Annotated in this window: 25 protein-coding genes; 13 read left to right on the top strand and 12 right to left on the bottom strand. The window is 62.6% G+C overall.

Going from position 1 to position 22,114, the window contains the following annotated elements; genetic code table 11:
• Positions 1-45 precede the first annotated feature (45 nt).
• The 8 genes from ACE3OO_RS00520 (at position 46) to ACE3OO_RS00485 (ending at position 8,333) form a co-directional block, all read left to right on the top strand.
• Positions 46-1,455 carry a M20 family metallopeptidase gene (locus tag ACE3OO_RS00520; RefSeq protein WP_374298576.1) on the top strand — a complete coding sequence of 470 codons (1,410 nt, stop codon included), beginning with the start codon at positions 46-48 and terminating at the stop codon, positions 1,453-1,455.
• Positions 1,452-1,925: a YqaA family protein gene (locus ACE3OO_RS00515; RefSeq protein WP_374298573.1), complete on the top strand. Its 474-nt coding sequence runs from the start codon at positions 1,452-1,454 to the stop codon at positions 1,923-1,925. Before ACE3OO_RS00520 ends, ACE3OO_RS00515 begins: the two co-directional genes overlap by 4 nt.
• Positions 1,926-1,984: 59 nt before the next feature.
• Complete coding sequence (locus ACE3OO_RS00510) at positions 1,985-3,004, top strand: amino acid ABC transporter substrate-binding protein (RefSeq protein WP_374298569.1); 1,020 nt, start codon at positions 1,985-1,987, stop codon at positions 3,002-3,004.
• A gap of 105 nt (positions 3,005-3,109) precedes the next feature.
• Positions 3,110-4,303: an amino acid ABC transporter permease gene (locus ACE3OO_RS00505; protein ID WP_374298567.1), complete on the top strand. Its 1,194-nt coding sequence runs from the start codon at positions 3,110-3,112 to the stop codon at positions 4,301-4,303.
• 1 nt (position 4,304) lies between these two features.
• Positions 4,305-5,393 (top strand): amino acid ABC transporter permease, encoded by a 1,089-nt coding sequence (locus ACE3OO_RS00500; protein ID WP_374298565.1) that lies wholly within the window; start codon positions 4,305-4,307, stop codon positions 5,391-5,393.
• Between the two features lie 15 nt (positions 5,394-5,408).
• Positions 5,409-6,149, top strand: coding sequence for an amino acid ABC transporter ATP-binding protein (locus ACE3OO_RS00495; protein ID WP_374298563.1), 741 nt, complete (start codon positions 5,409-5,411; stop codon positions 6,147-6,149).
• A 54-nt stretch (positions 6,150-6,203) separates the two neighbouring features.
• Positions 6,204-6,671 (top strand): hypothetical protein, encoded by a 468-nt coding sequence (locus tag ACE3OO_RS00490; protein ID WP_374298561.1) that lies wholly within the window; start codon positions 6,204-6,206, stop codon positions 6,669-6,671.
• Between the two features lie 66 nt (positions 6,672-6,737).
• The gene (locus tag ACE3OO_RS00485; RefSeq protein WP_374298559.1) at positions 6,738-8,333 is read left to right on the top strand and encodes a P-loop ATPase, Sll1717 family; all 1,596 of its coding nucleotides are present in this window, start codon (positions 6,738-6,740) and stop codon (positions 8,331-8,333) included.
• Positions 8,334-8,370: 37 nt separating this feature from the next.
• Here the strand turns inward: ACE3OO_RS00485 and ACE3OO_RS00480 are convergent, their stop codons facing one another.
• On the bottom strand, positions 8,371-8,694 hold the full coding sequence (locus ACE3OO_RS00480; protein ID WP_374298557.1) for an AzlD family protein: 324 nt from the start codon (positions 8,692-8,694) through the stop codon (positions 8,371-8,373).
• Positions 8,684-9,433, bottom strand: coding sequence for an AzlC family ABC transporter permease (locus ACE3OO_RS00475; RefSeq protein ID WP_374298555.1), 750 nt, complete (start codon positions 9,431-9,433; stop codon positions 8,684-8,686). The genes ACE3OO_RS00480 and ACE3OO_RS00475 overlap by 11 nt, the downstream gene beginning before the upstream one ends.
• A gap of 34 nt (positions 9,434-9,467) precedes the next feature.
• Here ACE3OO_RS00475 and ACE3OO_RS00470 point away from each other — a divergent pair, with 34 nt between their 5' ends.
• On the top strand, positions 9,468-10,103 hold the full coding sequence (locus tag ACE3OO_RS00470; protein WP_374298553.1) for an ABATE domain-containing protein: 636 nt from the start codon (positions 9,468-9,470) through the stop codon (positions 10,101-10,103).
• On the opposite strand, the gene ACE3OO_RS00465 is transcribed toward ACE3OO_RS00470, so the two are convergent.
• From ACE3OO_RS00465 to ACE3OO_RS00440, 6 genes are all read right to left on the bottom strand, one after another.
• Complete coding sequence (locus tag ACE3OO_RS00465; protein WP_374298551.1) at positions 10,100-10,702, bottom strand: GNAT family N-acetyltransferase; 603 nt, start codon at positions 10,700-10,702, stop codon at positions 10,100-10,102. The genes ACE3OO_RS00470 and ACE3OO_RS00465 overlap by 4 nt on opposite strands.
• Before the next feature lie 14 nt (positions 10,703-10,716).
• Entirely contained in the window at positions 10,717-11,574 is an 858-nt protein-coding gene (gene sseA, locus ACE3OO_RS00460) for a 3-mercaptopyruvate sulfurtransferase (protein WP_374298549.1), read from the bottom strand.
• A 26-nt stretch (positions 11,575-11,600) separates the two neighbouring features.
• A complete protein-coding gene (locus ACE3OO_RS00455; RefSeq protein WP_374298547.1) occupies positions 11,601-12,323 on the bottom strand; it encodes an alanyl-tRNA editing protein in 723 nt (240 codons plus the stop codon).
• 2 nt (positions 12,324-12,325) lie between these two features.
• The gene (locus ACE3OO_RS00450; RefSeq protein WP_374298544.1) at positions 12,326-13,327 is read right to left on the bottom strand and encodes a cysteine synthase A; all 1,002 of its coding nucleotides are present in this window, start codon (positions 13,325-13,327) and stop codon (positions 12,326-12,328) included.
• A gap of 62 nt (positions 13,328-13,389) precedes the next feature.
• Positions 13,390-14,037: an NUDIX domain-containing protein gene (locus ACE3OO_RS00445; protein ID WP_374298542.1), complete on the bottom strand. Its 648-nt coding sequence runs from the start codon at positions 14,035-14,037 to the stop codon at positions 13,390-13,392.
• Positions 14,022-14,456, bottom strand: coding sequence for a gamma-glutamylcyclotransferase family protein (locus ACE3OO_RS00440; RefSeq protein WP_374298540.1), 435 nt, complete (start codon positions 14,454-14,456; stop codon positions 14,022-14,024). The genes ACE3OO_RS00445 and ACE3OO_RS00440 overlap by 16 nt, the downstream gene beginning before the upstream one ends.
• Positions 14,457-14,556: 100 nt before the next feature.
• Here ACE3OO_RS00440 and ACE3OO_RS00435 point away from each other — a divergent pair, with 100 nt between their 5' ends.
• The 4 genes from ACE3OO_RS00435 to ACE3OO_RS00420 are packed head-to-tail and all read left to right on the top strand — an operon-like array spanning position 14,557 to position 17,076.
• The gene (locus ACE3OO_RS00435; RefSeq protein WP_374298537.1) at positions 14,557-15,252 is read left to right on the top strand and encodes a ChrR family anti-sigma-E factor; all 696 of its coding nucleotides are present in this window, start codon (positions 14,557-14,559) and stop codon (positions 15,250-15,252) included.
• Positions 15,231-15,875 carry a DUF6134 family protein gene (locus ACE3OO_RS00430; protein ID WP_374298535.1) on the top strand — a complete coding sequence of 215 codons (645 nt, stop codon included), beginning with the start codon at positions 15,231-15,233 and terminating at the stop codon, positions 15,873-15,875. Before ACE3OO_RS00435 ends, ACE3OO_RS00430 begins: the two co-directional genes overlap by 22 nt.
• On the top strand, positions 15,872-16,633 hold the full coding sequence (locus ACE3OO_RS00425) for an SDR family NAD(P)-dependent oxidoreductase (RefSeq protein ID WP_374298533.1): 762 nt from the start codon (positions 15,872-15,874) through the stop codon (positions 16,631-16,633). The genes ACE3OO_RS00430 and ACE3OO_RS00425 overlap by 4 nt, the downstream gene beginning before the upstream one ends.
• Positions 16,630-17,076, top strand: coding sequence for a nuclear transport factor 2 family protein (locus tag ACE3OO_RS00420; RefSeq protein ID WP_374298531.1), 447 nt, complete (start codon positions 16,630-16,632; stop codon positions 17,074-17,076). Before ACE3OO_RS00425 ends, ACE3OO_RS00420 begins: the two co-directional genes overlap by 4 nt.
• 11 nt (positions 17,077-17,087) lie before the next feature.
• Here ACE3OO_RS00420 and ACE3OO_RS00415 read toward each other — a convergent pair whose 3' ends face one another.
• From ACE3OO_RS00415 to ACE3OO_RS00400, 4 genes are read right to left on the bottom strand one after another with little or no spacing between them, the layout of a single operon-like run.
• Entirely contained in the window at positions 17,088-18,443 is a 1,356-nt protein-coding gene (locus ACE3OO_RS00415) for a class I SAM-dependent methyltransferase (RefSeq protein WP_374298528.1), read from the bottom strand.
• Positions 18,440-19,246 (bottom strand): DUF1365 domain-containing protein, encoded by an 807-nt coding sequence (locus tag ACE3OO_RS00410; RefSeq protein ID WP_374298526.1) that lies wholly within the window; start codon positions 19,244-19,246, stop codon positions 18,440-18,442. Before ACE3OO_RS00410 ends, ACE3OO_RS00415 begins: the two co-directional genes overlap by 4 nt.
• A complete protein-coding gene (locus ACE3OO_RS00405; protein ID WP_374298524.1) occupies positions 19,243-20,577 on the bottom strand; it encodes an NAD(P)/FAD-dependent oxidoreductase in 1,335 nt (444 codons plus the stop codon). The genes ACE3OO_RS00410 and ACE3OO_RS00405 overlap by 4 nt, the downstream gene beginning before the upstream one ends.
• The gene (locus tag ACE3OO_RS00400; RefSeq protein WP_374298521.1) at positions 20,574-22,049 is read right to left on the bottom strand and encodes a deoxyribodipyrimidine photo-lyase; all 1,476 of its coding nucleotides are present in this window, start codon (positions 22,047-22,049) and stop codon (positions 20,574-20,576) included. Before ACE3OO_RS00400 ends, ACE3OO_RS00405 begins: the two co-directional genes overlap by 4 nt.
• Positions 22,050-22,114 lie beyond the last annotated feature (65 nt).

Here is a 22,114-nt window from a genome sequence, read left to right as displayed (position 1 = left end):
CAGCCGCGCGGCCCGGCGCTATGAAAAGGGCAAAGGAGTTTGCCGATGACCCGCGAAACCGCCGTCAAAGCCGCCACCGACTATCTCGATCAGGGCGGTTTCAAAGCCGATCTTGCCCGTCGCGTCGCCATCCCGACCGAGAGCCAGAATCCTGATCGCCGGCAGGCCCTGGCCGATTACCTGGAAAAGGAGATGCGAGGCACTCTGGAGAAACTCGGTTTCTCCTGTGCGGTCCATGACAATCCCTCGCCGAAGGGCGGCCCGTTCCTGGTCGCCACGCGGCGCGAGCCGGGCGCGACAAAAACGGTATTTTCATACGGCCATGGCGATGTGATCCGCGGCCAGGATGCGCAATGGCGCAGCGGCCTCAATCCATGGCAGGTCGTGCAGGATGGCGACAGGCTCTATGGTCGCGGCACAGCCGACAACAAGGGCCAGCATACGGTGAATATCGCGGCCCTGGAGGCCGTGCTGAAGGCCCGCGGCGGCAAGCTGGGCTTCAATGTCGTGCTGTTGATCGAAACCGGCGAGGAAGTCGGCTCGCCCGGCCTGAACGAGTTCTGCGCGGCCCACAAGGCGGAGTGGGGTGCGAACCTGTTCCTGGCCTCGGACGGGCCGCGTCTGTCGCCCGAGCGGCCGACGCTGTATTGCGGCGCCCGTGGCGGCCTGAATTTCGACCTCACGGTGAACCTGCGCGAAGGCGCCCACCACTCGGGCAACTGGGGTGGCCTGCTGGCCGATCCCGGCATCATCCTGGCTCATGCGATTGCCAGCATCGTCGGCCCGACCGGGCAGATCCGCATTCCGGAATGGGTGCCGACGGAATTGCCGGCCGGCGTGCGGCGCGCCCTCGCCGATTGCGCAGTGGGGGGCGGCAGCGACGGCCCGGCCATCGATACATGGTGGGGTGAACCGGGGCTTTCTCCGGCGGAACGCGTCTATGGCTGGTGCAGCTTCGACGTTCTCGCCTTCAAGACCGGCAACCCCGAAGCGCCGGTGAACGCAATCCCCGGCATCGCCACGGCGCATTGCCAGATCCGCTTCGTCGTCGGTCCCGATCATACCCAGTTCCTGCCGGCGTTGCGCCGCCATCTCGACCGGCACGGTTTCCCGCAAGTGCAGGTGACGCAGGCGCGCGCCGATATCTTCAAGGCCACGCGGCTTGATCCCGATCATCCCTATGTGCATTTCGCGCTTGAATCTGTAGAGCGCACCATGGGCCGCCGGCCGGCCCTGCTGCCCAATCTGGGCGGTTCGCTGCCCAACGACGTCTTTGCCGACACGATGGGCCTGCCCACGGTGTGGATGCCGCATTCCTATGCCGCCTGTTCGCAGCATGCGCCGAACGAGCATGTGCTGCTGCCGGTGATGCGCGAGGGCCTCGCCATGATGGCGGGCCTGCTGTGGGATCTGGGCGAGACGAGCCTGGATCTGACAGGCAGCCGCGCGGCGTGACGCTCGATCCGGCGCTGGCGGCGCAATTCGGCGTCGCGGGTCTCTTTCTGTGGTCGCTGCTGGCGGCAACGCTGGTGCCGCTGTCGTCGGAAGCCGCGTTGGCGGCTGCACGTGCACATGAAATCGCATCGCCCCTTATTCTTTTTGCGGCTGCGACCGGCGGGAATGTCCTCGGTGCACTGATTAACTGGGGTCTCGGCATGTGGTGCCTGCGCTTTGAGCACAAGCGCTGGTTTCCGATCAGGTCTGTGCAATTGCACAAAGCGCAAATGCAATTTCAGCGCTGGGGTGCGATAGCCCTGCTTTTCTCTTGGATTCCCATAATTGGCGACCCTCTCACCTTTGCTGCAGGTGCGTTGCGCTATCCTTTGGCCCGTTTCTTGATAGTAGTCAGTCTCGGTAAGGCGGCCCGTTACGCGGCGGTCCTGTGGATAACTGAGCTTGTCTTGCCGGTTTTTGCAGCGTCGTGATAATTTCACCACGGCTCTGCGGAAACGCAGTCCAAGTCACAACAGGGAAGGGTAACAAGATGAAACTTCTGCAAACGGCCGCTGCCGCGGCGGTGATGGTGTTCGTTGCGCACGGGGCGCAGGCGGGCGCGACTTTCGACGCCGTCAAGGCCAAGGGCTTCGTGCAGTGCGGAACCAACACCGGCCTGGGCGGTTTTGCCGCGCCGGACAGCCAGGGTGTCTGGAAGGGCCTCGATGTCGATGTCTGCCGCGCGGTTGCCGCCGCGGTGTTCGGCGACGCCACCAAGGTCAAGTATACCGGCCTCACCGCGCAGCAGCGCTTCACCGCCCTGCAGTCGGGCGAAGTGGACCTGCTGTCGCGCAACACCACCCAGACGCTCACCCGCGACGCTTCGCTGGGCCTGATCGGCGTCGGCGTGAATTACTATGACGGCCAGGGCTTCATGGTCCGCAAGTCCCTGGGCGTGAAGAGCGCCAAGGAACTGAACGGCGCCACCGTCTGCGTGCAGCCGGGCACCACCACCGAGCTGAATCTCGCCGATTATTTCCGCGCCAACAAACTGACCTTCAAGCCGGTCGTGATCGAGAAGCTGGACGAAGTGGTGGCCGCCTATGATTCGGGCCGTTGCGACGTCTACACCACCGATGCCTCGGGTCTGGCCGCCACCCGCGCGACCCAGCTCGCCAAGGCCGACGACCACCTGATCCTGCCTGAGATCATCTCCAAGGAGCCGCTCGGCCCGATGGTCCGTCAGGGTGACGACCAATGGCTGGTCGTGGTTCGCTGGGCGCTGAACGCGATGATCGAAGCCGAGGAATACGGCGTCGACTCCAAGAACGTCGACGAGATGCTGAAGAGCGAGAATCCGAACATCAAGCGGATTCTCGGCGTCACGCCGGGTGCCGGCAAGGCGCTCGGCCTCGACGAGAAGTGGGCCTACAACATCATCAAGCAGGTCGGCAATTACGGCGAGAGCTTCGAGCGTAATGTCGGCATGGGCAGCCCGCTGAAACTGGCTCGCGGCGTCAATCAGCAGTGGTCGAAGGGCGGCGCTCTGTACGCCTGGCCGATCCGCTGATGCACTGACGCGCAGGACCGGCGGCGAAACAGGGCGCCGCCGGTCTCTGCGTGCCAGCCGACGTTTCTGATTTGAGTTCGTGTCTGTAACAGCCATGGGGGGCACATGGCCAAAGGTAGCGTAAACGGCGCACAAGCTGCGCCGCCACGGCGTTTAAGCTGGAACGATCCGGATGTCCGGTCGATTGTCTATCAGGCAGTCGCGCTCATTCTGGTGGTGACCATCGGTTGGTTCCTGGTTTCCAATACGCTGCATAACCTTTCGATCCGCAACATCTCGACCGGGTTCGACTTCCTCTCCAGGGAGTCCGGTTTCGCCATCGGCGAATCGCCGATCGCCTATGGCCCGGAAAACACCTATGCCCGTGCCATCCTGGTCGGCTTGCTGAACACCATCCGTGTGGCCGTGGTCGGCATCGTGCTGGCCACCATCCTTGGCACCATCATCGGCATCGCGCGCCTGTCGAAGAACTGGCTGATCGCCAAGCTGTCGATGATCTATGTCGAGGTGATCCGCAACATCCCGCTGCTGCTGCAGCTGTTCTTCTGGTATGCGGTCATCACCGAAAGCATGCCCGGCCCGCGCCAGGCATTGAACCTGCTGCCCGGGGTTTTCGTCTCCAATCGCGGCGTAAAGGTGCCGGCGCCGACCGATCATTTCGCCTATGATCTCGCCGCCATCGGCTTCCTGCTGGCGATCCTGCTGATCATCCTGGTCGTGCGTTACGCCCGCAGGCGGCAGGATGCCACCGGCCTAGCCTTTCCGGTCTATCGTACCGGCATTGCCTTGCTGGTCGGCATGCCGTTCCTCGGCTGGCTGATCGGCGGTGCGCCGCTGGAGCTGGACGTGCCCAAGCTGCAGGGCTTCAACTTCGTTGGCGGCGCCACGCTGTCGCCGGAATTCGCCGCGCTTCTGTTCGGGCTTGTGCTCTACACTGCCGGTTTCATCGCGGAAGTAGTGCGCTCGGGCATCCAGGCCGTGAATTACGGTCAGTGGGAGGCGGCGAGTGCCCTGGGGCTGAGCCGGGGTCAGACCCTGCGCCTGATCGTGTTGCCGCAGTCGTTGCGCGTCATCATCCCGCCAATGACCAGCCAGTATCTGAACCTGACCAAAAACAGTTCGCTGGCCGTGGCGATTGGCTATCCCGACATCGTCTCCATCGCCAATACGACACTGAACCAGACCGGCCAGGCCATCGAGGGCATTCTGATCATCATGGCGGTGTATCTGTGCATCAGCCTGTCGATTTCGCTCTTCATGAACTGGTACAACAAGCATATTGCGCTGGTGGAGCGGTAAGATGACGACAGCGACCGAATCCCTGCCGCCACCGACCTCCACCACTGGGCCGATTGCCTGGATGCGCGAGCGGCTATTTGCCACGCCGCTGAATGCCATCCTGACTATCCTGTCGGTCTGGCTGGTGCTGATGGCGTTTCCGCCCTTCATCGAATGGGCCTTGATCAAGGCGAATTTCACGGCCTCCACCTATCAGGAATGCCGCGCCAGCGGCGGCGCCTGCTGGGCCTTCATCGGCCAGAAATACCGCCTGATCCTGTTCGGCCTGTATCCCTACGACGAGCAATGGCGGCCATTGATCGCCGCGATCCTGCTGGTGGCGATGATCGTCATGAGCTGCATGCCGCGCTTCTGGAATCTCAGCCTGCTGGGCATCTGGGTCGGTGGCCTGATCGCCGTGGCGGTTCTGATGTGGGGCGGGGTATTGGGCCTGCGTTATGTCGAGAATACCCAGTGGGGCGGTTTACCGCTGACCCTGATCCTGGCCACCTTCGGCATCGCCCTGGCGTTTCCGTTCGGCGTATTGCTGGCGCTGGGCCGGCGCTCACGGATGCCGGCGATCAAGACGCTGTGCATCATGTATATCGAACTGATCCGCGGCGTGCCGCTGATCAGCATGCTGTTTATGTCGTCGGTGATGCTGCCGCTGTTCCTGCCGGAAGGTTTCAGCATCGACAAGCTGCTGCGCGCCCAGATCGCCATCATTATGTTCGCCGCCGCCTACCTGGCCGAAGTGGTGCGTGGTGGCCTGCAGGCGATTCCGAAAGGGCAGTATGAAGGCGCCGATTCGCTGGGACTCAGCTATGCGCAGAAGATGGGGTTCGTGATTCTGCCGCAGGCGCTCAAGATCGTGATCCCGCCGCTGGTCAGCCTATTCATCGCGGTATTCAAGGATACCTCGCTGGTGGTGATCATCGGCATCTATGACCTGATGCAGTCGACCAAGGTTTCGCTCACCGATCCCGCCTGGCGCGGGTTCTCGATCGAAGCCTATGTCTTCGTGTCGGCGATCTACTTCATCTTCTGTTTCTCCATCTCGAAATACAGCCAGTCGCTGGAACAGCGCCTGGCCACCGGACACAAGCGTTAAGGGGATTCTTCACCCATGGCCGCACCGATTATCGAATTGCAGAAAGTCAACAAGTGGTATGGCGAGTTCCACGTGTTGCGGAACATCAACCTGACCGTGACGCGTGGCGAGCGTATCGTGATCTGCGGGCCATCGGGCTCGGGCAAGTCCACGATGATCCGCTGCATCAACCGGCTGGAGGAACATCAGCAGGGCCATATCATCGTCGATGGCACTGAACTGACCAACGACATCAAGAACATCGACGCCATCCGTCGCGAGGTCGGCATGGTGTTCCAGCATTTCAACCTGTTCCCGCATCTCACCGTGCTGGAGAACCTGACGCTGGGGCCGATCTGGGTGCTGAAGAAGCCCAAGGCGGAAGCCGAGGCGACGGCGATGAAATACCTGGAGCGCGTGCGCATCCCCGAACAGGCCAAGAAATATCCCGGCCAGCTTTCCGGCGGCCAGCAGCAGCGCGTCGCCATCGCCCGGTCGCTGTGCATGAATCCCAAGATCATGCTGTTCGACGAGCCGACCTCGGCGCTCGATCCGGAAATGGTCAAGGAAGTGCTGGACGTGATGGTCGGGCTGGCGGAAGAGGGCGGCATGACCATGCTCTGCGTCACCCACGAGATGGGTTTCGCGCGCAAGGTCGCCAACCGGGTGATCTTCATGGACCGCGGCGAAATCATCGAGCAGAACACGCCCGATGCGTTCTTCTCCAACCCGCAGAACGACCGCACCAAGCTGTTCCTGAGCCAGATCCTGCACTGATCCCGGCAGAATCTATGTTATGCTCTTCCCCGCAGATAACCGGGGAGGAGCGTCATGCGCCGCATCGTCGCCGTACTTCTTGCGTTGTTACCCATGGCCGCCCCAATCACGGCCGTCGCGCAACTGCCAGCTGTTGACCCGGCCGGGCAATATCGGCTGATCGGCCCGGCCGAGCGCAGCGACAGCCGCTGCATCGGCCGGCCGGACACGCCGCTCTGCGCCGTCGAAACCCTACTGGCCTGTTTCGCCCGCCGCGACCCAGCGCTTTGCCGCGTCGTCTGGCCGCAGGCGGCTTCACTGGATTTCGCCGGGGCATCGCATATCCGTTATTGGTGGAGCTATCGCGTCGCCGCCGCTGAGCAGGCCGCGCCGGATGAAGCGGTGATCGCCATTGCCGGGCGCAATTGCGGCCTGCAGATGGCCGAGCCCGACTGCGCCACCACGCCGGCGCCGCCCACGCGCTATCGCGTGCAGCGGCGCGGCAATACCTGGCAGGTGGTGGAATGGGACTCGAATAATTAGTTTTCTAGTTAATTCGATCAGTGTAATTTTGCATCATTCCTTGAATTCAATGAGTTGAGGGCGGAAATGAATAATTTAAAGATATCTCAAGTTTATATTGGAAAGCCTGACGCTAAAGACGAGTTGATCTTTGCTGATAAGGCCGCTGAAGACTTATTCCTGAAAACTTTTTACAAACCCGATTATATTGATGTGGATGATTTTATTTCAGGTCGTCGTTTTTACGTATATGGCCTGAAAGGAACCGGAAAGACAGCGCTTCTTCGTTACATAGACTTAAATGTTCGCCGAAAAGATAATCTCGCGGAGTTCGTGCTTTTTAAGTCCAAAATTTCTGAAGAGCAGCGTGAAGAATTTGCATCTCAAGAAGGTGCTTTCTCTGTCACCGACGACAACACAGGCAATATCTTTGATCAGGATTTTGAGAATATTTGGCGTTGGTATTTTCATAGAGTTATAGCGGACACAATCGCGAGTAATATGTCGCGCTTTAGTTCTTCTTCATCTGATTGCGCTCGTTATGCCAAATTCGTTACTGAAATCTCATCGGAATCCAGCGGAGTAAGCGGATTGCGGCGTCTAATACCAAAAATTACAAAAGGTGAAATTGAGGTTTCTGCTACGCCGAGCGCAAAACTCTTTTTGGAATGGGGGGCGAACGATTCAGATAAAAAGAAGTTTAAAATCACTGATATTTTGTTCAAAGCGGATGAGTTGTTCAAAAATATTACGATGAACTCAGGTTCATTTTATCTTTTTATCGATGAGCTTGAGCCAAAGCTCGCATCAAAAAGACAATATGAGCGGGATGCTCGCTTAATAAGGGATCTTATTGTTGTCATCCATCAATTTAATGAAATGTCTCATGCTGCAGGCCGTTGGTTAAAAATTGTGGCCGCAGTTAGATCTGAGGTGGTTCATGCTGTTCATACTATCGATAAAGAGATCGAGAAATTAATACAGGGGTTCGGCCGCGAATTGAATTGGACGGCCTCAGTCTCGGAAGAAGACGTATCTCACCCTTTAATCAAGATGATTTGTCACAAAATTATGGTCAGTGAACAGATTCAGGGAGTTGCGGTGAGCGGTGAGTTGCGGGGCATTTGGGATAGATATTTCTCTCACAATGGCAATCGGCTCTCGCCTAAATACATCCTGCATAAGACGTGGTTTAAACCTAGAGATTTGGTTCGTCTTTTGAATTTATGTATAGATAAAGCCCCAAATGCTTGGGTATTTACCAACACGATTATCGATGCAGTCGCAAAGAAATACGCCAAATTCAGTTGGCGCGAGATACAGGCTGAATTGGCTGTAAAGTACCAAGATAAAAAGCAGATAGAGGCTTTTCCTGTAATTTTGACTGAATTCAAAGCTGAATTCAGTTATGACGAGTTTGTTCGGCACTTAAATTCACTTGCTAAAGAAAACACTGAAGTTGAGATGCTTTCAAAGGCTGTAAAGCATGGAGACATTCTCAGAGAGCTATACAAACTTGGGGCAATAGGAAATAGAAATCGTGAAAATAATACTATGCGATTTGCATTCAGAGATGATTCAGAGATCAATCTAAAAAGCAGAATTGTCATTCATCAGGCACTGTTACCAGAGTTCAATATTCCGTTTAACAAAGATACATATCAAGCAAATCGGCGCGTTTAAGTGATCAACAAGCAAGACATCTGCTGTTGAAATAACACTATAGTGGTGGCAGCCAGCGCAGGCCGGCGGCCACCGCCATGCCGATCAGGATCGCCGTCATCGGCCGGCGGAAAAGCAGCATGACGGCGAAAGTGGCGCCCAGGCCGCACCACATGGTCCAGTCGCCGTTCATCGCCGCCGCCGTCACGATGGCGATCAGCACGCCGCCGGCGGTCTGGCGCAGGAAGCGTTCGATGCGCGGCGAGATGGTGACATAACCCATCAGCCAGAAGCCGCCGGCACGGGTGATGTAAGTTGCCAGTGCCATGCCGGCGATGGCCAGCAGCGCCATGGTATTGATGCCCAGTATCTCAGTCGGCATGGCGCAGCAGCCCCGCGAGGCCGGCGCAGAGGCCGCCGATCAGGATATACCAGTTGCCGGGCAGCCAGAGCAGGCTGGCTGCCGTGCCGGCAATGGCGGCGGCCCAGGGCAGCGCATCGCCACGCCCGCGATAAAGGCCGACGACGGAGGTGGCGAACACGCCTGCGATCAGCACGTCCAGGCCCCAGCGTTTCGGTTCCAGCCCGGCGCCGCCGACCAGCGCGCCGGCCAGCGTGCCGCCGGTCCAGATCGGCCATTGCATGATGATGGTGCCGAGCAGGATGCCTAGGTCGCGCCGGCCGCGCATCATTTCCTGCAGGGTGATGGCCCAGCCGGCATCAGTCATGCCGCCGGCCAGCGGCAGCACCACCCTGCGCGGCAGGTTGGAAATAAAGGGATGCAAGGCCGCGCCCATCACCACATGACGCGCATTCACCAGAAACGCCGTGAGCACCATCGCCATCAGCGGCAGCGGCGAGACCCACAGGCTGAGCACGGCGAACTGCGCGCTGCCGGCAAAGAGCAGCGCGCTCATCAGCGTGGCTTCGCCCGGCGTCACCCCCACGCCGGCCGCCGCCGCGCCATAAGCCAGGCCGAAGGGCATCGCGCTGACGCTGAAGGGCAGGGTCAGCTTCATGCCGCGCCAGACCCCGGCACGGGTGAAGACGGCCGGTTCGGCATCGGATTGTTCGCTGGCGGATTGCTGGGCGTCGGATTCCATCGGGCGGAAACTAGGCATTGGCGGTTGGGCAGTCAACCGGTATGATGGTTATATGAAAGAGCCGCTCCGCGTCCTCACTCTCGACCTGCTCGGCGGCCATCCGGCGCTCGATTTCGTTAACACGCTGGACTGGCGCGGGCGCAAACCGGCCGAGGGCGGACCGGAAGAGACCCTGGTGTCGTACGCGGCCCTGCTGGCCTGGTGCCGGCGGGCCGGCATCCTGAGCGCGTCCACCGCGACTGAGCTGGAGCGGCTGGCGGCCAATACACCGGTCAGGGCGGCAGCCGTGTGCAAAGAGGCCATCGCCCTGCGCGAGGCACTGTTCCATCTGGCCGATGCCTCGCGCCATGGCCGCGGCGCACCGAAAGCCGATCTGGCCGTGCTGAACCGCTGCCTGCTGGAATATCCCGAAGGACGGGCGCTGGCCGCTTCGCATGGCCGCCTGGTCTGGCGCAGCCATGGCGACGGTATCGACCTCGGCTCGCCGCTCGGCGCCATCGCGCGGCTGGCGGCCGACCTGCTGGTGACGGCGGAACCGGAAAGTATCCGCTGTTGCGCCGGGCCGGGCTGCGGCTGGCTGTTCCACGATACCAGTCCGAACAAGCGCCGCCGCTGGTGCTCGATGGAAGCCTGCGGCAACCGCGCCAAGGCGCGGCGGCATTACCAGCGCGTCAAAGCTGCCGGCTAGCGCCGCGGATCGAACAGCGCCTCGCGCGTCTGATAGGGGCGGAAGCCGAGCTTCTGGTACAGCGGCAGGGCGGCCGGGTGATCCAGGTTGCAGGTATTCACCGTCAGGCGCTTCGTCTCATAGGAAAACGCCTGCCGGATGCCGGCGCGCAGCAGCCATGGGCCGATGCCGCGACCGAAGAATTCCGGCGCCAGGCCGAAATAGGCGATGTTGATCGGTTTGGTGTCGTCGCTCTCTTCGGCGCGGCGATCAAGCTCGATATAGCCGGCGGGCACGCCGCCCACATAGGGCACCCAGATTTCCACCAGCGGGTCGTTGATGATATGGCCCAGCGCCACGTCGCTCATGCGGTGACGATCGACCCAGTACCAGCGGCTGCCCACCGCCTCGTAGAGGTAGCGGTAGAACCCCACCGTTGGCTTGTCGAGCCGCAGCAGCGCCAGCTTGGGCACCAGCGGCGGTGGATTGGGTGCCTCGGGCGGCGCCCTGGTCATGTCGAGATAGACGACGGTGACGTTGTAGCGACCGTCGTCCAGCAGCTTTGCCGGCGGCAGGCGGAAGATCGCCTGTTCCACGCGGCCCTCCCGCGCCTCCGCCATGCCGGGCCTCTCGTTCAGGCCACTTCCGCCGGCAGATCGGCGCGGCCGCCCCATTCGGTCCACGAGCCATCATAGACCGCCACCTGACGATGGCCCAGCAGATGCAGCGCCAGCGTCAGCGAGCAGGCCGAGACACCCGAGCCGCAGGTGGTGATCACCGGCTTCGACATGTCGATGCCGGCATCCTGCAGCAGGGCCTTCAGTTCGGGGCCGTTGCGGAACAGTCCGGTGGCGGGATCGGTGAGGGTGGCGGCCGGCAGGCATTTCGAGCCGGGGATGTGGCCGCCGCGCAGGCCGGGGCGCGGTTCGGGCTCGCTGCCGTCAAAGCGGCCCTTGCTGCGGGCATCGAGCACCTGCTCGCGGCCGCTGGCCAGGTTGGCGCGCACCTGTTCCACGTCGCGCACCAGCAGGTCGTTGCGGCGCGCGGTGAAATGCCGTTCGCGCGGCAGCGGCGGCAGGTCTTCCACCGGGCGGCCTTCGGCCTTCCACTTCTTGAGGCCGCCATTCAGCACGGCGACATCGGTGTGGCCGAAGACGCGGAACATCCACCAGGCGCGCGGGGCGGAGAGGTGGTTGTCGGAACCGTCATAGACCACGATGCGGTTGCCGTCGCCGATGCCCAGCCGGCGCATGCGCGAAGCGAACTTCTCCGGGCTGGGCAGCATATGCGGCAGCTTGCTGTCGGTATCGGAAATATCGTCGATGTCGAAATACACGGCGCCGGGGATATGGCCCTCATTGTATTCCGCCTTGCCATTGCGGTTCATGAAGGGCAGGTACCATGAAGCATCGACGATGCGCAGGTCTGGCGCCTTCAGGTGTTCGGCCAGCCATTCGGTGGAAACCAGCGCATCCGCATTCACATAAGCCATGTAACGCTCCCTGAACTCCAGTGCTTTCAAGCCGCGAATTCGATATTCACGCGGCGGTTCTGTTTTCCCTTGTTCTCGATCTTGCGCACCGTCACCGGACCGATCTCGCCGGTCTGTTTCACGTGCGTCCCGCCGCAGGCCTGCAGGTCGAGCGGCTTGTCCATGCCGGCCACCTCGATCAGGCGCACGCGGCCATGGCCCATCGGCGGCTTCACCGCCATGGTCTTCACCAGTTCGGGATTGCCCAGCAATTCCTCATCGGTGATCCAGCGCGCCGTCACGGCATGGTCCTCGCGGATCAACTCGTTCAGCTTCGCGGTCAGGGTATCTTTGTCGGGGATGCTGTCGGCCATGTCGAAATCCAGCCGGCCCTTGCCGTCGCCCACCGAACCGCCGGTGACGGGGAAGGGCACCAGCGCCGAGAGCAGATGCAGGCAGGTATGCATGCGCATCAGGCGATGGCGCCGCGCCCAGTCCAGTTCCAGCTTGCCGGTGCTGCCGACTTTCAGCGCGGCCGAGCCGGTGCCGGTCTTGTGGATGATGCCATCGGGCCCGTCGCCCTTCACGGTATCGGTGATTTCGACGATCTCGCCGGTCGAGAGCACGAAGCGGCCGACATCGCCCGGCTGCCCGCCGCCCAGCGGATAGAACACCGTCTGGTTGGTCTGGAAGCCGCGTTCGTCGATCGCGGTCACCACGGCATCGCAATGGGTGAGGTAGGCGTCGTCGCGGAACAGGAAGGTAGTCATGCTCAGGCCATCCAGGACGGAACGGGCAGGTTCTTGGCCCGCAGGAACTCGGGGTTGAACATCTTGCTCTGATAACGCGCGCCGCCGTCGCACAGGATGGTCACGATGGTATGGCCCGGGCCCATCTTCTTGGCCAGGCGGATCGCCGCGGCGATGTTGACCCCGCTGGAACCGCCCAGCACCAGACCTTCATGCTGGATCAGGTCGAACACCACGGGCAGGGCTTCCTCGTCCGGGATCTGGAAAGCGTCGTCCGGCGTGATGCCTTCCAGGTTCGCCGTGATGCGGCCCTGGCCGATGCCTTCGGTGATCGAGCTGCCTTCGGCTTTCAACTCGCCGGTCTTGTAATAGCTGTACAGCGCCGCGCCCATCGGATCGGCCAGCGCCACCTGCACCTTCGGATTGCGTTCCTTCAGGGCCATCAGCACGCCGGCGAAGGTGCCGCCCGAACCCACCGCGCAGGTGAAGCCATCCACTTTGCCCTCGGTCTGGGTCCAGATTTCCGGCCCCGTCGTGCGGTAATGCGCCTCGCGGTTGGCGACGTTGTCGAACTGGTTGGCCCAGATGGCGCCATTGGGTTCGGTCTTCGCCATCTCCTCGGCCAGACGGCCGGAAAATTTCACATAATTGTTCGGGTCCTTGTAGGGCACCGCCGGCACCAGCCGCAGGTCGGCACCGCACAGGCGCAGGAAATCCTTTTTCTCCTGGCTCTGGGTTTCCGGCATCACGATCACGGTCCTGAAACCCATCGCATTGCCCACCAGCGCCAGTCCGATGCCGGTATTGCCCGCCGTGCCTTCGACAATGGTGCCGCCGGGGCGCAGGGTGCCGCGTTTGATGGCATCCTGGACAATATAGAGGGCGGCGCGGTCCTTCACCGAACCGCCGGGATTCATGAACTCGGCCTTGCCGTAGATTTCGCAGCCGGTGAGTTCGGAGGCGCGGCGCAGGCGGATCAGCGGGGTACGGCCGATGCTGTCGATGAAATCTTTCCGGATGTCCATTTTACTCTCGGTATCTGGGTATCGGGCTAATTCCCCCGATCCAATCCTATACCGAGGGGGGATCAGGGTCGCAACCCGCGCGGGTCGGCCCAGTTTTGCTGCAGCCGCTCACGATACAGGCCAAGCCAGAGCAGGCCGATGGTGGCGGGCGAATTGGGGAATTCCCCGGCTTCCCAGCGTGCAAATGCCTCGGTGAAGGGCAGGGTGAAGACCCGAATATCCTCGTGTTCGTGGTCCAGTCCGTGGATGCCGCCGGCCTTGCCGGCATCGACCTGGGCACAGAACATGTAGAAGCGCTCGCTGCAAAAGCCAGGCGTGGAATAGACCATGCTGATCGGCAGCAGCGCGCCGATGGCCTCCAGCCCGCTTTCCTCTTTCAATTCGCGGCGCGCGACATCCTCGATGGTTTCGCCATCCTCGATCAGGCCGGCGACGGCCTCAACCATCCAGGCCCGGTCGCCATTGAACAGGGCCGATGCGCGGAATTGTTCGATCAGCACGACTTGGTCACGTTTGGGATCGTAAGGCATGACGCAGACGGCATCGCGCCGCGAGACCACCTCGCGGCTCATCTGGTCGCTCATGCCGCCGGCGAACAGGCCGTGGCGCAGATGCAACTCGTCGACATTCAAATGGCCCCGAAACACCGGGTCGATGCGGGAGACCTCGACCGGAAAGGGCTGATGACTGGTATCTAACGGTTTGCGCATGGCATGGAACCCTGGCGATGAAGAGACAGAACAAATGCGGCTTTCTCGCGGCGGCGCCAGATCTGCGGGTGCCAGTCCGCCAGGCCAGCCGGCAGCATGCCGGATGCGGGCAGGAACACCTGCGCCGGCTGGCAGCCATCGGCGCCCCGGGGGCGTACCCACAGGCGGCGGGTGACGTATTCCGGCCCTTCATACGCCGCGAGTCGTTCGGCATCCCCGCGCCGGTGCGGGGTAAACAGCAGGCCCTGTACCCGGCCGGCCGGAGCGCGGATCAACAGCGGGTAGCTGCGGCCGCGGGCAACCTTGCGGCGAAAGCCGGCCAGGCTGGCGGGGCGGATCTGGCGGGGGCCGGGCCGATAGCCCAAAATCAGGCGGTGGACATCCGGGTCGCACAAAGTACCGTAAAAGAAGTAATCCATGGCCTGCCGGGTTGACGCGTCTGAAGGGTGATCCAAATTCGTGTCGGATGCGTACCTAATGTAGTAATCCAGTGACGGGGACTTAGCAAAGAGCATGGTTGTGAACGATTTATCCGCCATACCCCCGGCGAGTCAGGCGCCGACTCATCATATTCCGGCCGAGTTGCTGCTTGATTACGCATCCGGCTCGCTGGCCGAACCGTGGTCGCTGGTGGTGGCCTGCCACCTGTCACTTTGTCCCCATTGCCGTGCCGAACTGGCCGCCATCGAGCGGGTCGCCGGTGCGATGCTCGACGAGACAGCGCCGCAAACCTTGAAATCCTCCGGTTTCGCCGCCATCGAGGCGCGCCTGGGCGAGCAGGAGCCGGCCCCGGCTCGCAAGGCGCAACCTGCCCGCAGGGGGGGCGGCATTCCGGCCCCCTTGCGCGAATACCTGAGGGACGGGATCGATCGCATCGACTGGCGCTGGAGCGGTGCTGGCCTGCATTCCTGGGCCCTGCCGGTGGCCAAGGCGCGGGGTGGCATGGTCAGCCTGCTCAAGATCGCTCCTGGCGCGGCTATGCCGCTGCATACCCATCGCGGCGAGGAAATGACCCTGGTGCTGAGCGGCGGTTTCACCGATGAGGGGGGCGCCTTCACGCGCGGCGATGTTGAAATCGCCGATGGCAATACCGAACACCGTCCGGTGGCGATGAATGACGGCCCCTGCATTTGCCTGGCCGTGACGGATGCGCCGCTGAATTTCCGCGGCTCTTTTGGCTGGGTGTTGAACCAATGGGCAAGGCTGTCGGCTTAGCGCTATGCGTCGCGGTTCTGACCGCGACCTCGGGCTTCGGCGCCGCGCTGGCGACCGAGGTTGAAACCCGCGATTTCGAAGTCTTCCGGAATGGTGAGCGGATCGGTCATCACCGCGTCGAGATCGCTCGCGACGGTGAACGCAGCGTGGTGAATGTCGACATCAACCTGCGGGTAACCTTTGGTCCCTTGACGCTGTATCGGTATGTCCACCAGTCCCGCGAGGAATGGCGGGGCGACCGTCTGGTCAGCCTGGTTTCCAGCACCGATAACGACGGAGACGCGGAAACATTGCGCGCCGTGGCCGAAGGCGACGGCCTGAAAGTGAATGGCACCCGTTTCACCGGCATGCTGCCGGCGGATACCATGCCGACCAGCTACTGGCGCGGCGATTTCGTGCGGCGCCACACCATCATGGACAGCCAGAACGGTCGCGTGCTGGATCTGCGGGTGCAGCCGGAATCCTTCGAAACGGCCAGCGCCGCCCGCGACGAAATCCCGGCGCGCCGGTTCCATCTGACCGGCGATATCGACCTCACGCTCTGGTACGACCGTGACGGGCACTGGGTGAAATCGGCATTCAGGGCCAAAGACGGCTCGCAGGTCGAGTATCGCCTGCGATGAGCGCCCCGGGAATCGTCTGGATCACCGGAGCGGGATCAGGCATCGGCCGGGCATTGGCGGTCCGTTATCTGCGCGCGGGTGCCATCGTGGCCGGCACCTCGCGCCGTGTCGATACGCTGGACAGCATTCCGGGTGAAGCCCGTGGCGCCGGTGGCAAATTTCACGCCATGCCGGCTGATATGACCGATCCGGCTGCCGTGCAGGATGTGGTGACGCGGATCGAGGGCGAGATCGGGCCGATCCGGTTGGCGGTGTTCAACGCCGGCACGCATATCCCATCGCCGGGCAAGGCTTTCAAGGCCGGGACGGTGCGCGCGCTGCTCGACAGCAACGTGATGACGGTGGCCAACGGACTTGAAGCCGTGCTGCCGGCCATGCTGGCTCGTCACAGCGGCCAGGTGGCGATCAATGCCTCGCTGGCCGGATATGGCGGTTTGCCGCTGGCGTCGGCCTATGGCGCCAGCAAGGCCGCGCTGATCAACATGGCGGAGTCGTTAAGGCTCGATCTGGAGAATAGCGGCGTGGCGGTGCGCCTGATCTCGCCGGGCTTCATCAAAACCCCGCTGACCGACCGCAATACCTTTCCGATGCCCTTCCTGATGCCGGTGGAAGAGGCTGCCGAACGGCTATGGCGCGGTCTGGATTTCGAGCGCGGCTTCGAGATCGCCTTTCCATGGCAGTTCGCGATGATTCTGAAAATCCTCCGGCTGCTGCCCTATGCGGCTTATTTCCCCCTGGTGCGGAGATTCACCCGATGACGGCCGATCCAGTTGCCGGCGGCTTGCAGCGCTATGCGGATTTCTTCGCCGGGATCACAGTGCAGACTCTGGATGGACTGGACGCATTGGTCACCGAGGACGTGCATTTTCGCGACCCCTTCAATGACGTGCGGGGCCGCTCGATCATGAAGACGCTGTTCGCTGACATGTTCCGCGACTGCTCTTACGTGAAGTTCCGCATCGACGGTTCGGTGCGCGAAGGCGACCAGGCTTTCCTGAAATGGACGTTCTTCTACACGCCGCGGCGTTTCGGCGGGGCTGAGCCCTGGCAGGCCATCGGCGTCAGCGAGCTGCATTTCACGCCGGATGGCCGGGTGAAGGCCCATCTCGATCACTGGGATGCCGGCAGCCAGTTCTATGCCCGGCTGCCCGTCGTCGGCGCGCTGGTGCGCTGGGTGCGCAACCGGCTGCGACACTCCTGAAACGATCTGGCCTAAAGCGGTTTTTCGAACCCGTATTGCAGCACGTCAATGGTGCCGGCGTTGAAGCCGCCCTCGCAATAGGCCAGGTAATAACGCCACATGCGGCGAAAGCGATCGTCGAATGGCAGGCCGTTGCCTTTCACGTCGCGGATCTGCGGCCAGGCCGCTTCAAAGCGGCGATGCCAGTCATTCAGCGTGCGGGCATAGTCGCGGCCGAAGCTGAAATCATCGACGATATCGAGACCCGCGGCGGCGGCCTGGCGGGCCACCGTGTCGGGTGACAGCAGCATGCCGCCGGGAAAGATGTAAGCCTGGATGAAATCCATCGTGCCGCGATAATCCTCGAAATACCGGTCCGCGATCACGATGGCCTGGATGCCGGCTCGGCCGCCGGGATTCAGGCGGTCGCGCAGCTGGCTGAAATACAGCGGCCAGTATTTCTCCCCCACCGCCTCGATCATTTCGATCGACGCTACCGCATCATACTGCTCTGTCAGGTCGCGATAGTCGCGCAGTTCGATCCGCACGCGGTCGTTCAGGCCCTCCTGCTGCACACGGCGGCAGGCGTGGTCATGCTGTTCGCGGCTGATCGTCACGGCATGCACGCGGGCGCCATATTCCTTTGCCGCCAGGCAGGCAAAGCCACCCCAGCCGCAGCCGATCTCCAGCACACGCTGATCCGGCTGCAGGCGCAGAACCTCGCCAGCAAGCCGGCGGTATTTGTTGAGTTGCGCCTCTTCCAGGCTCTCGTCGCCATTGTGCCACAGGGCGGACGAGTAGGTCATCGATGGGTCCAGCCACAGGCGATAGAAGTCGTTGCCCAGATCGTAGTGGTAGGCAATGTTGCGCCGGCTGCCGCGTCGCGAATTGGCGGCAAGGGCAAAGCCAAAACGGCGCAAGGCGCGCAGCCAGGGTTTGCCCATCAGGGTGGCGTCGAGGTCGCTGTTGAGGCAGGCCCATTCGGTCAGAGCGGCAAGGCCGTCGCAGTCGAAATCGCCATCGATATAGGCCTGACCCACCGCCAGATTGCCGCCCAGCAGCAGGCGTTTGGCAAAGCGGTGATGCCGGATATGCAGGGTGGCGGCCGGGCCGGGTTCCTGGCCCTGCGCCATCAGGCTGCGGCCATCGGGCAAGGTGATCGTGATGCTGCCATGACTGACCTTTGCTGCCAGCGACAGCATCAGCCGCGTCCAGCGCGGCACGCGCGACAGTCGCAGGGCATCCTGCGCCGATCGCAGCAGCATGACCTGGCCGGCCTGGCGCGGTTCGGCGCGGTGGAGATGGGCGATGGCGTCGACGGCGACATCGAGGGCCGCTTCCGCTGCGCGGTCCAGGCGGGTCTGCCGTTCGGCGTAGGCTTCGCTCATGCTTGGGACTCCCTGATTTCGTCTTTGCTTTTTCCTGCCGACACGGCCTTTTGCGGCGGCGCCGTCCAGCGGAAGAAGGCTGCGCCCTTGCGCCAGAGCTGCAGCGCCTCCCAGTGGATGCCAGCCATGACTTTTACGGTCATCAGCGGATGGCGGATGAAGGCCTTCAACAGACTGTGATCGCTGAGATCCTCGCGGCGGCCGCTCTGGGTGGCGATCATCTGCAGCGCGCCACTTCGGCCGATCTGGCGAATCATGATGCCGATCTTCTCGCCCGGCGGCAGGATGCGGAACTGGTATTCCCCCTCCAGCGGCAGGAATGGCGAGACGTGGAAGCGCTTGGTCACGCTCTGGTCCACGGTCTTGCCGCTGTTCTTTCCCGGCGGTACGTCGATCAGATAGGCATGCTGGTCACCGAAGGTGTTCTTCACCTCATACAGCGTGGCGCGCAGCCTTCCCTCGGCGTCGTAGCAGAAGAACACGCTAAGCGGATTGAACACATAACCGAGCAGGCGCGGGAAACAGAAGATGCGAATCTGGGCTGCCGCATCCCGCAAGCCGTATTCGGCCAGCGCCGCCTCCACCCAGGGCCGCAATGGCGAGCCATCGCGCGGGCCGTGGTCGCGGTCGTTGAAGCCGATCAGCGCAAAGCGGTTGTAGCCAAACAGCCGCAGGCCGCGATCCAGTTCTCCCAGGCGGTCGATATCCAGCAGCAACGAAAAGACGCGGTATTCGAATTTGTGGCGGAACGGCAGCAGCCGTTCGTGCATCACGCGGCACCAGTAAAGGTCGGCGCCGTTCACGCGACAGGCTCCAGCGGCCTGTCGATCGCCGGCTCGAAGGGCAGGTCGGCGCCGAGCTGCTTCGCCACGGTCAGCCCCGCCGTGAAGCCATCCTCGTGGAAGCCGTACCGGCACCAGGCACCACAGAACCACAGGCGATCCTTGCCCTGGATCTCGTGCAGCCGCGTTTGGGCCGCAACCGCGGCCTGGTCGAACAGCGGATGTTCGTAATCGAATTCGGCGAAAACCTTGTCGCGCCGCGGCGGCTGCAGCGGGTTCATGGTGACGAACAGCGGTCGGCTGTCGTCAATCGACTGCAGCCGGTTCATCCAGTAGGTCAGACCGACGCGTCGATGCAGGTCGCGGCGCGGTTCGGACAGGTAGTTCCAGCTTGCCCAGACCGATCGCCGCACCGGCATCAGGTTCTCATCGCGATGCAGCACCGCCCGGTTGGGCTGGAAGCGGAAGCAGCCGAGAAGCTCGTGCTCGGCCGGTGTGGCATGATGGCCAAGCATACGCAACGCCTGATCGCCGTGGCAGGCCAGCACCACCTGGTCGAAAGTCTCGGCATTGGCATGGCCGGCCACCATGATGCCGTCGCCCTGCCGCATCACCGCCTGCACCGGCCGGTTGAGACGCAGCGTGATGTCGGAATCGGCCAGCAGGCGGCGCACATATTCCCGGCTGCCGCCCTGCACGGTGTACCATTGCGGCCGGTCGTTGATACTGAGCAGGCCGTGGTTCTTGAAGAAGCGCGCGAAGGTCTGGGCGGGAAAGGCCCGCATCTCGGCCAGCGGCGCGGACCAGATCGCGGCGCCCATCGGCAGCAGGTAATCCAGCATGAAGCCTTCGCCGTATTGTCCGGCGGCGAGATAGTCGCCCAGGCTCAGGCTCGCCATGCGGCCGGAGTCCAGGTCGGCGACGGCGGCACGGTTGAAGCGCAGGATGTCGCGCCACATACGATGGAAACGCGGACTCAGCAGGTTGCGTTTCTGCGCGAACAATGTGGCGATGCTGCTGCCGCTCCATTCCAGCCGGCCGGGCCGTTGACTGTCGCCAACGCTGACGGCGAACGACATGTCACTCTTGATCGCCGGCACCTTCAGGTGGGCGAACAGCCGCGTCAGGTTGGGGTAGTTCCAGTCGTTGAAGACAATGAAGCCGGTATCCACCGCGATCGGCATGCCGTCATAGTCGATCTCGGCGGTGTTGCTGTGACCGCCGGGATAGGTATTCGCCTCGAAGACGGTGACGTCATGCCGGCGCGACAGGGCCCAGGCCGCGCCCAGTCCGGCGATGCCCGCGCCGATCACGGCGATACGCTGTCGCCGGATGGTTTCGTGCCTGCTCATGCAGCCCCCGCTGTCTGGCGGTCATCATTGCGCAACTGGGCAAAGGCCGCCAGTGCCGCTTTTCTGGCAGCGTCGTGATCGACCAGCGGTTGCGGGTAATCCTGCCCGAGCCGCAGGCCGGCATCACGCAGCACCGTGGCCGGTGCAAGCCAGGGTTTGTGAATGTATTTCTCGGGCAGACCCGCCAGTGCGGGCAGCCAGCGGCGCACATAGGCGCCATCGGGATCGAATTTCTCGCCCTGCAGGATCGGGTTGAAGATGCGGAAATACGGCGCGGCATCGGCACCTGAACCGGCCACCCATTGCCAGCTGGCAGCGTTGTTTGCCAGGTCGGCATCCACCAGCGTATCCCAGAACCAGGCTTCGCCGTGGCGCCAGTGCTGGCGCAGGTGCTTGACCAGGAAGGAGGCGACGATCATGCGCACGCGGTTATGCATCCAGCCGGTCTGCCACAGCTCGCGCATGCCGGCATCGACGATGGGATACCCTGTCTGGCCCGTCTGCCAGCGGCGCAGCAGCGCGGCATCCTCCTGCCACGGGAAGGCGTCGAAATCGGCGCGGAAGTTGCGCTTGGGCAGGTCGGGGAAATGGAACAGCAGGTGATGGGAGAATTCACGCCAGCCGATTTCGCTTAGAAATTTCTCGGCATTGCGTGCCGCCGCGCCGTTTTGTCCGGCGGCCATCTGCACCGCCTGCCAGACCTGGCGCGGCCCGATTTCACCGAAATGCAGATGCGACGACAGACGCGAAGTGAGCGCATGATCGGGGCGGTCGCGGCCATCGGCATAACCCTGCAGCGCGCGATCGAGAAAATCCCGCAGGCGTTTCGCTGCGCCGGCCTCGCCCGGCTGCCAGGCCGCACGCAATCCGCCGGCCCAGTCGGGCTTGTGCGGCAGCAGACGCCACTCATCCAGCCGGTCGCTGCGCACCGGCTCGGTAAAGCCATGCAAGGTTTGTGGCGCGCGTGTGGGCGCGCCGGGGGCGGGCAGAGCGCGGCAGGCGCGCCAGAACGGCGAATAGACCTTGAACCAGCCGCCCGTCTGCGTCTTCACCTGCCAGGGTTCGAACAGCAGCGATGCATTGAAGGTTTCGGCTGCGATGCCATCGGCTTTCAGAGCGGCTTTCAGCGCCGTGTCGCGCGTGATGGCCGCCGGCTCGTAGCAGCGGTTCCAGTACACGGCCGCCGCGCCGGTTTCGCGCACCAGCGCTGGCAAGACCTGCGCCGCATCGCCGCGCCGCAGGATCAGTTCCAGGCCATAACGCCGCTTTAGATCAGCGGCCAGCGCCGCGAGGGAATGATGCAGCCACCACATGCTGGCGCCGCCCAATTGGCGCGCATGCGGCGCCGTGTCGAGAATATAGAGCGGCAAGACCGGCCGGCCGCAGAAGGCCGCAGCTGCCACCGCGGGGTTATCGTTCAGGCGCAAGTCCTGGCGGAACCAGAGGATGAGTGGGGAGCGGGAATCTGCCATGCCGACGTCGTATCAAGTGTTCGCTATTTGATACGCAAAATTCGGCCCGCCGGATCAGTTCGGCG

This window comes from Ferrovibrio sp. (assembly GCF_041906005.1).
Classification (GTDB): domain Bacteria; phylum Pseudomonadota; class Alphaproteobacteria; order Ferrovibrionales; family Ferrovibrionaceae; genus Ferrovibrio.
This window is presented reverse-complemented; position numbering and strand designations above follow the sequence as displayed.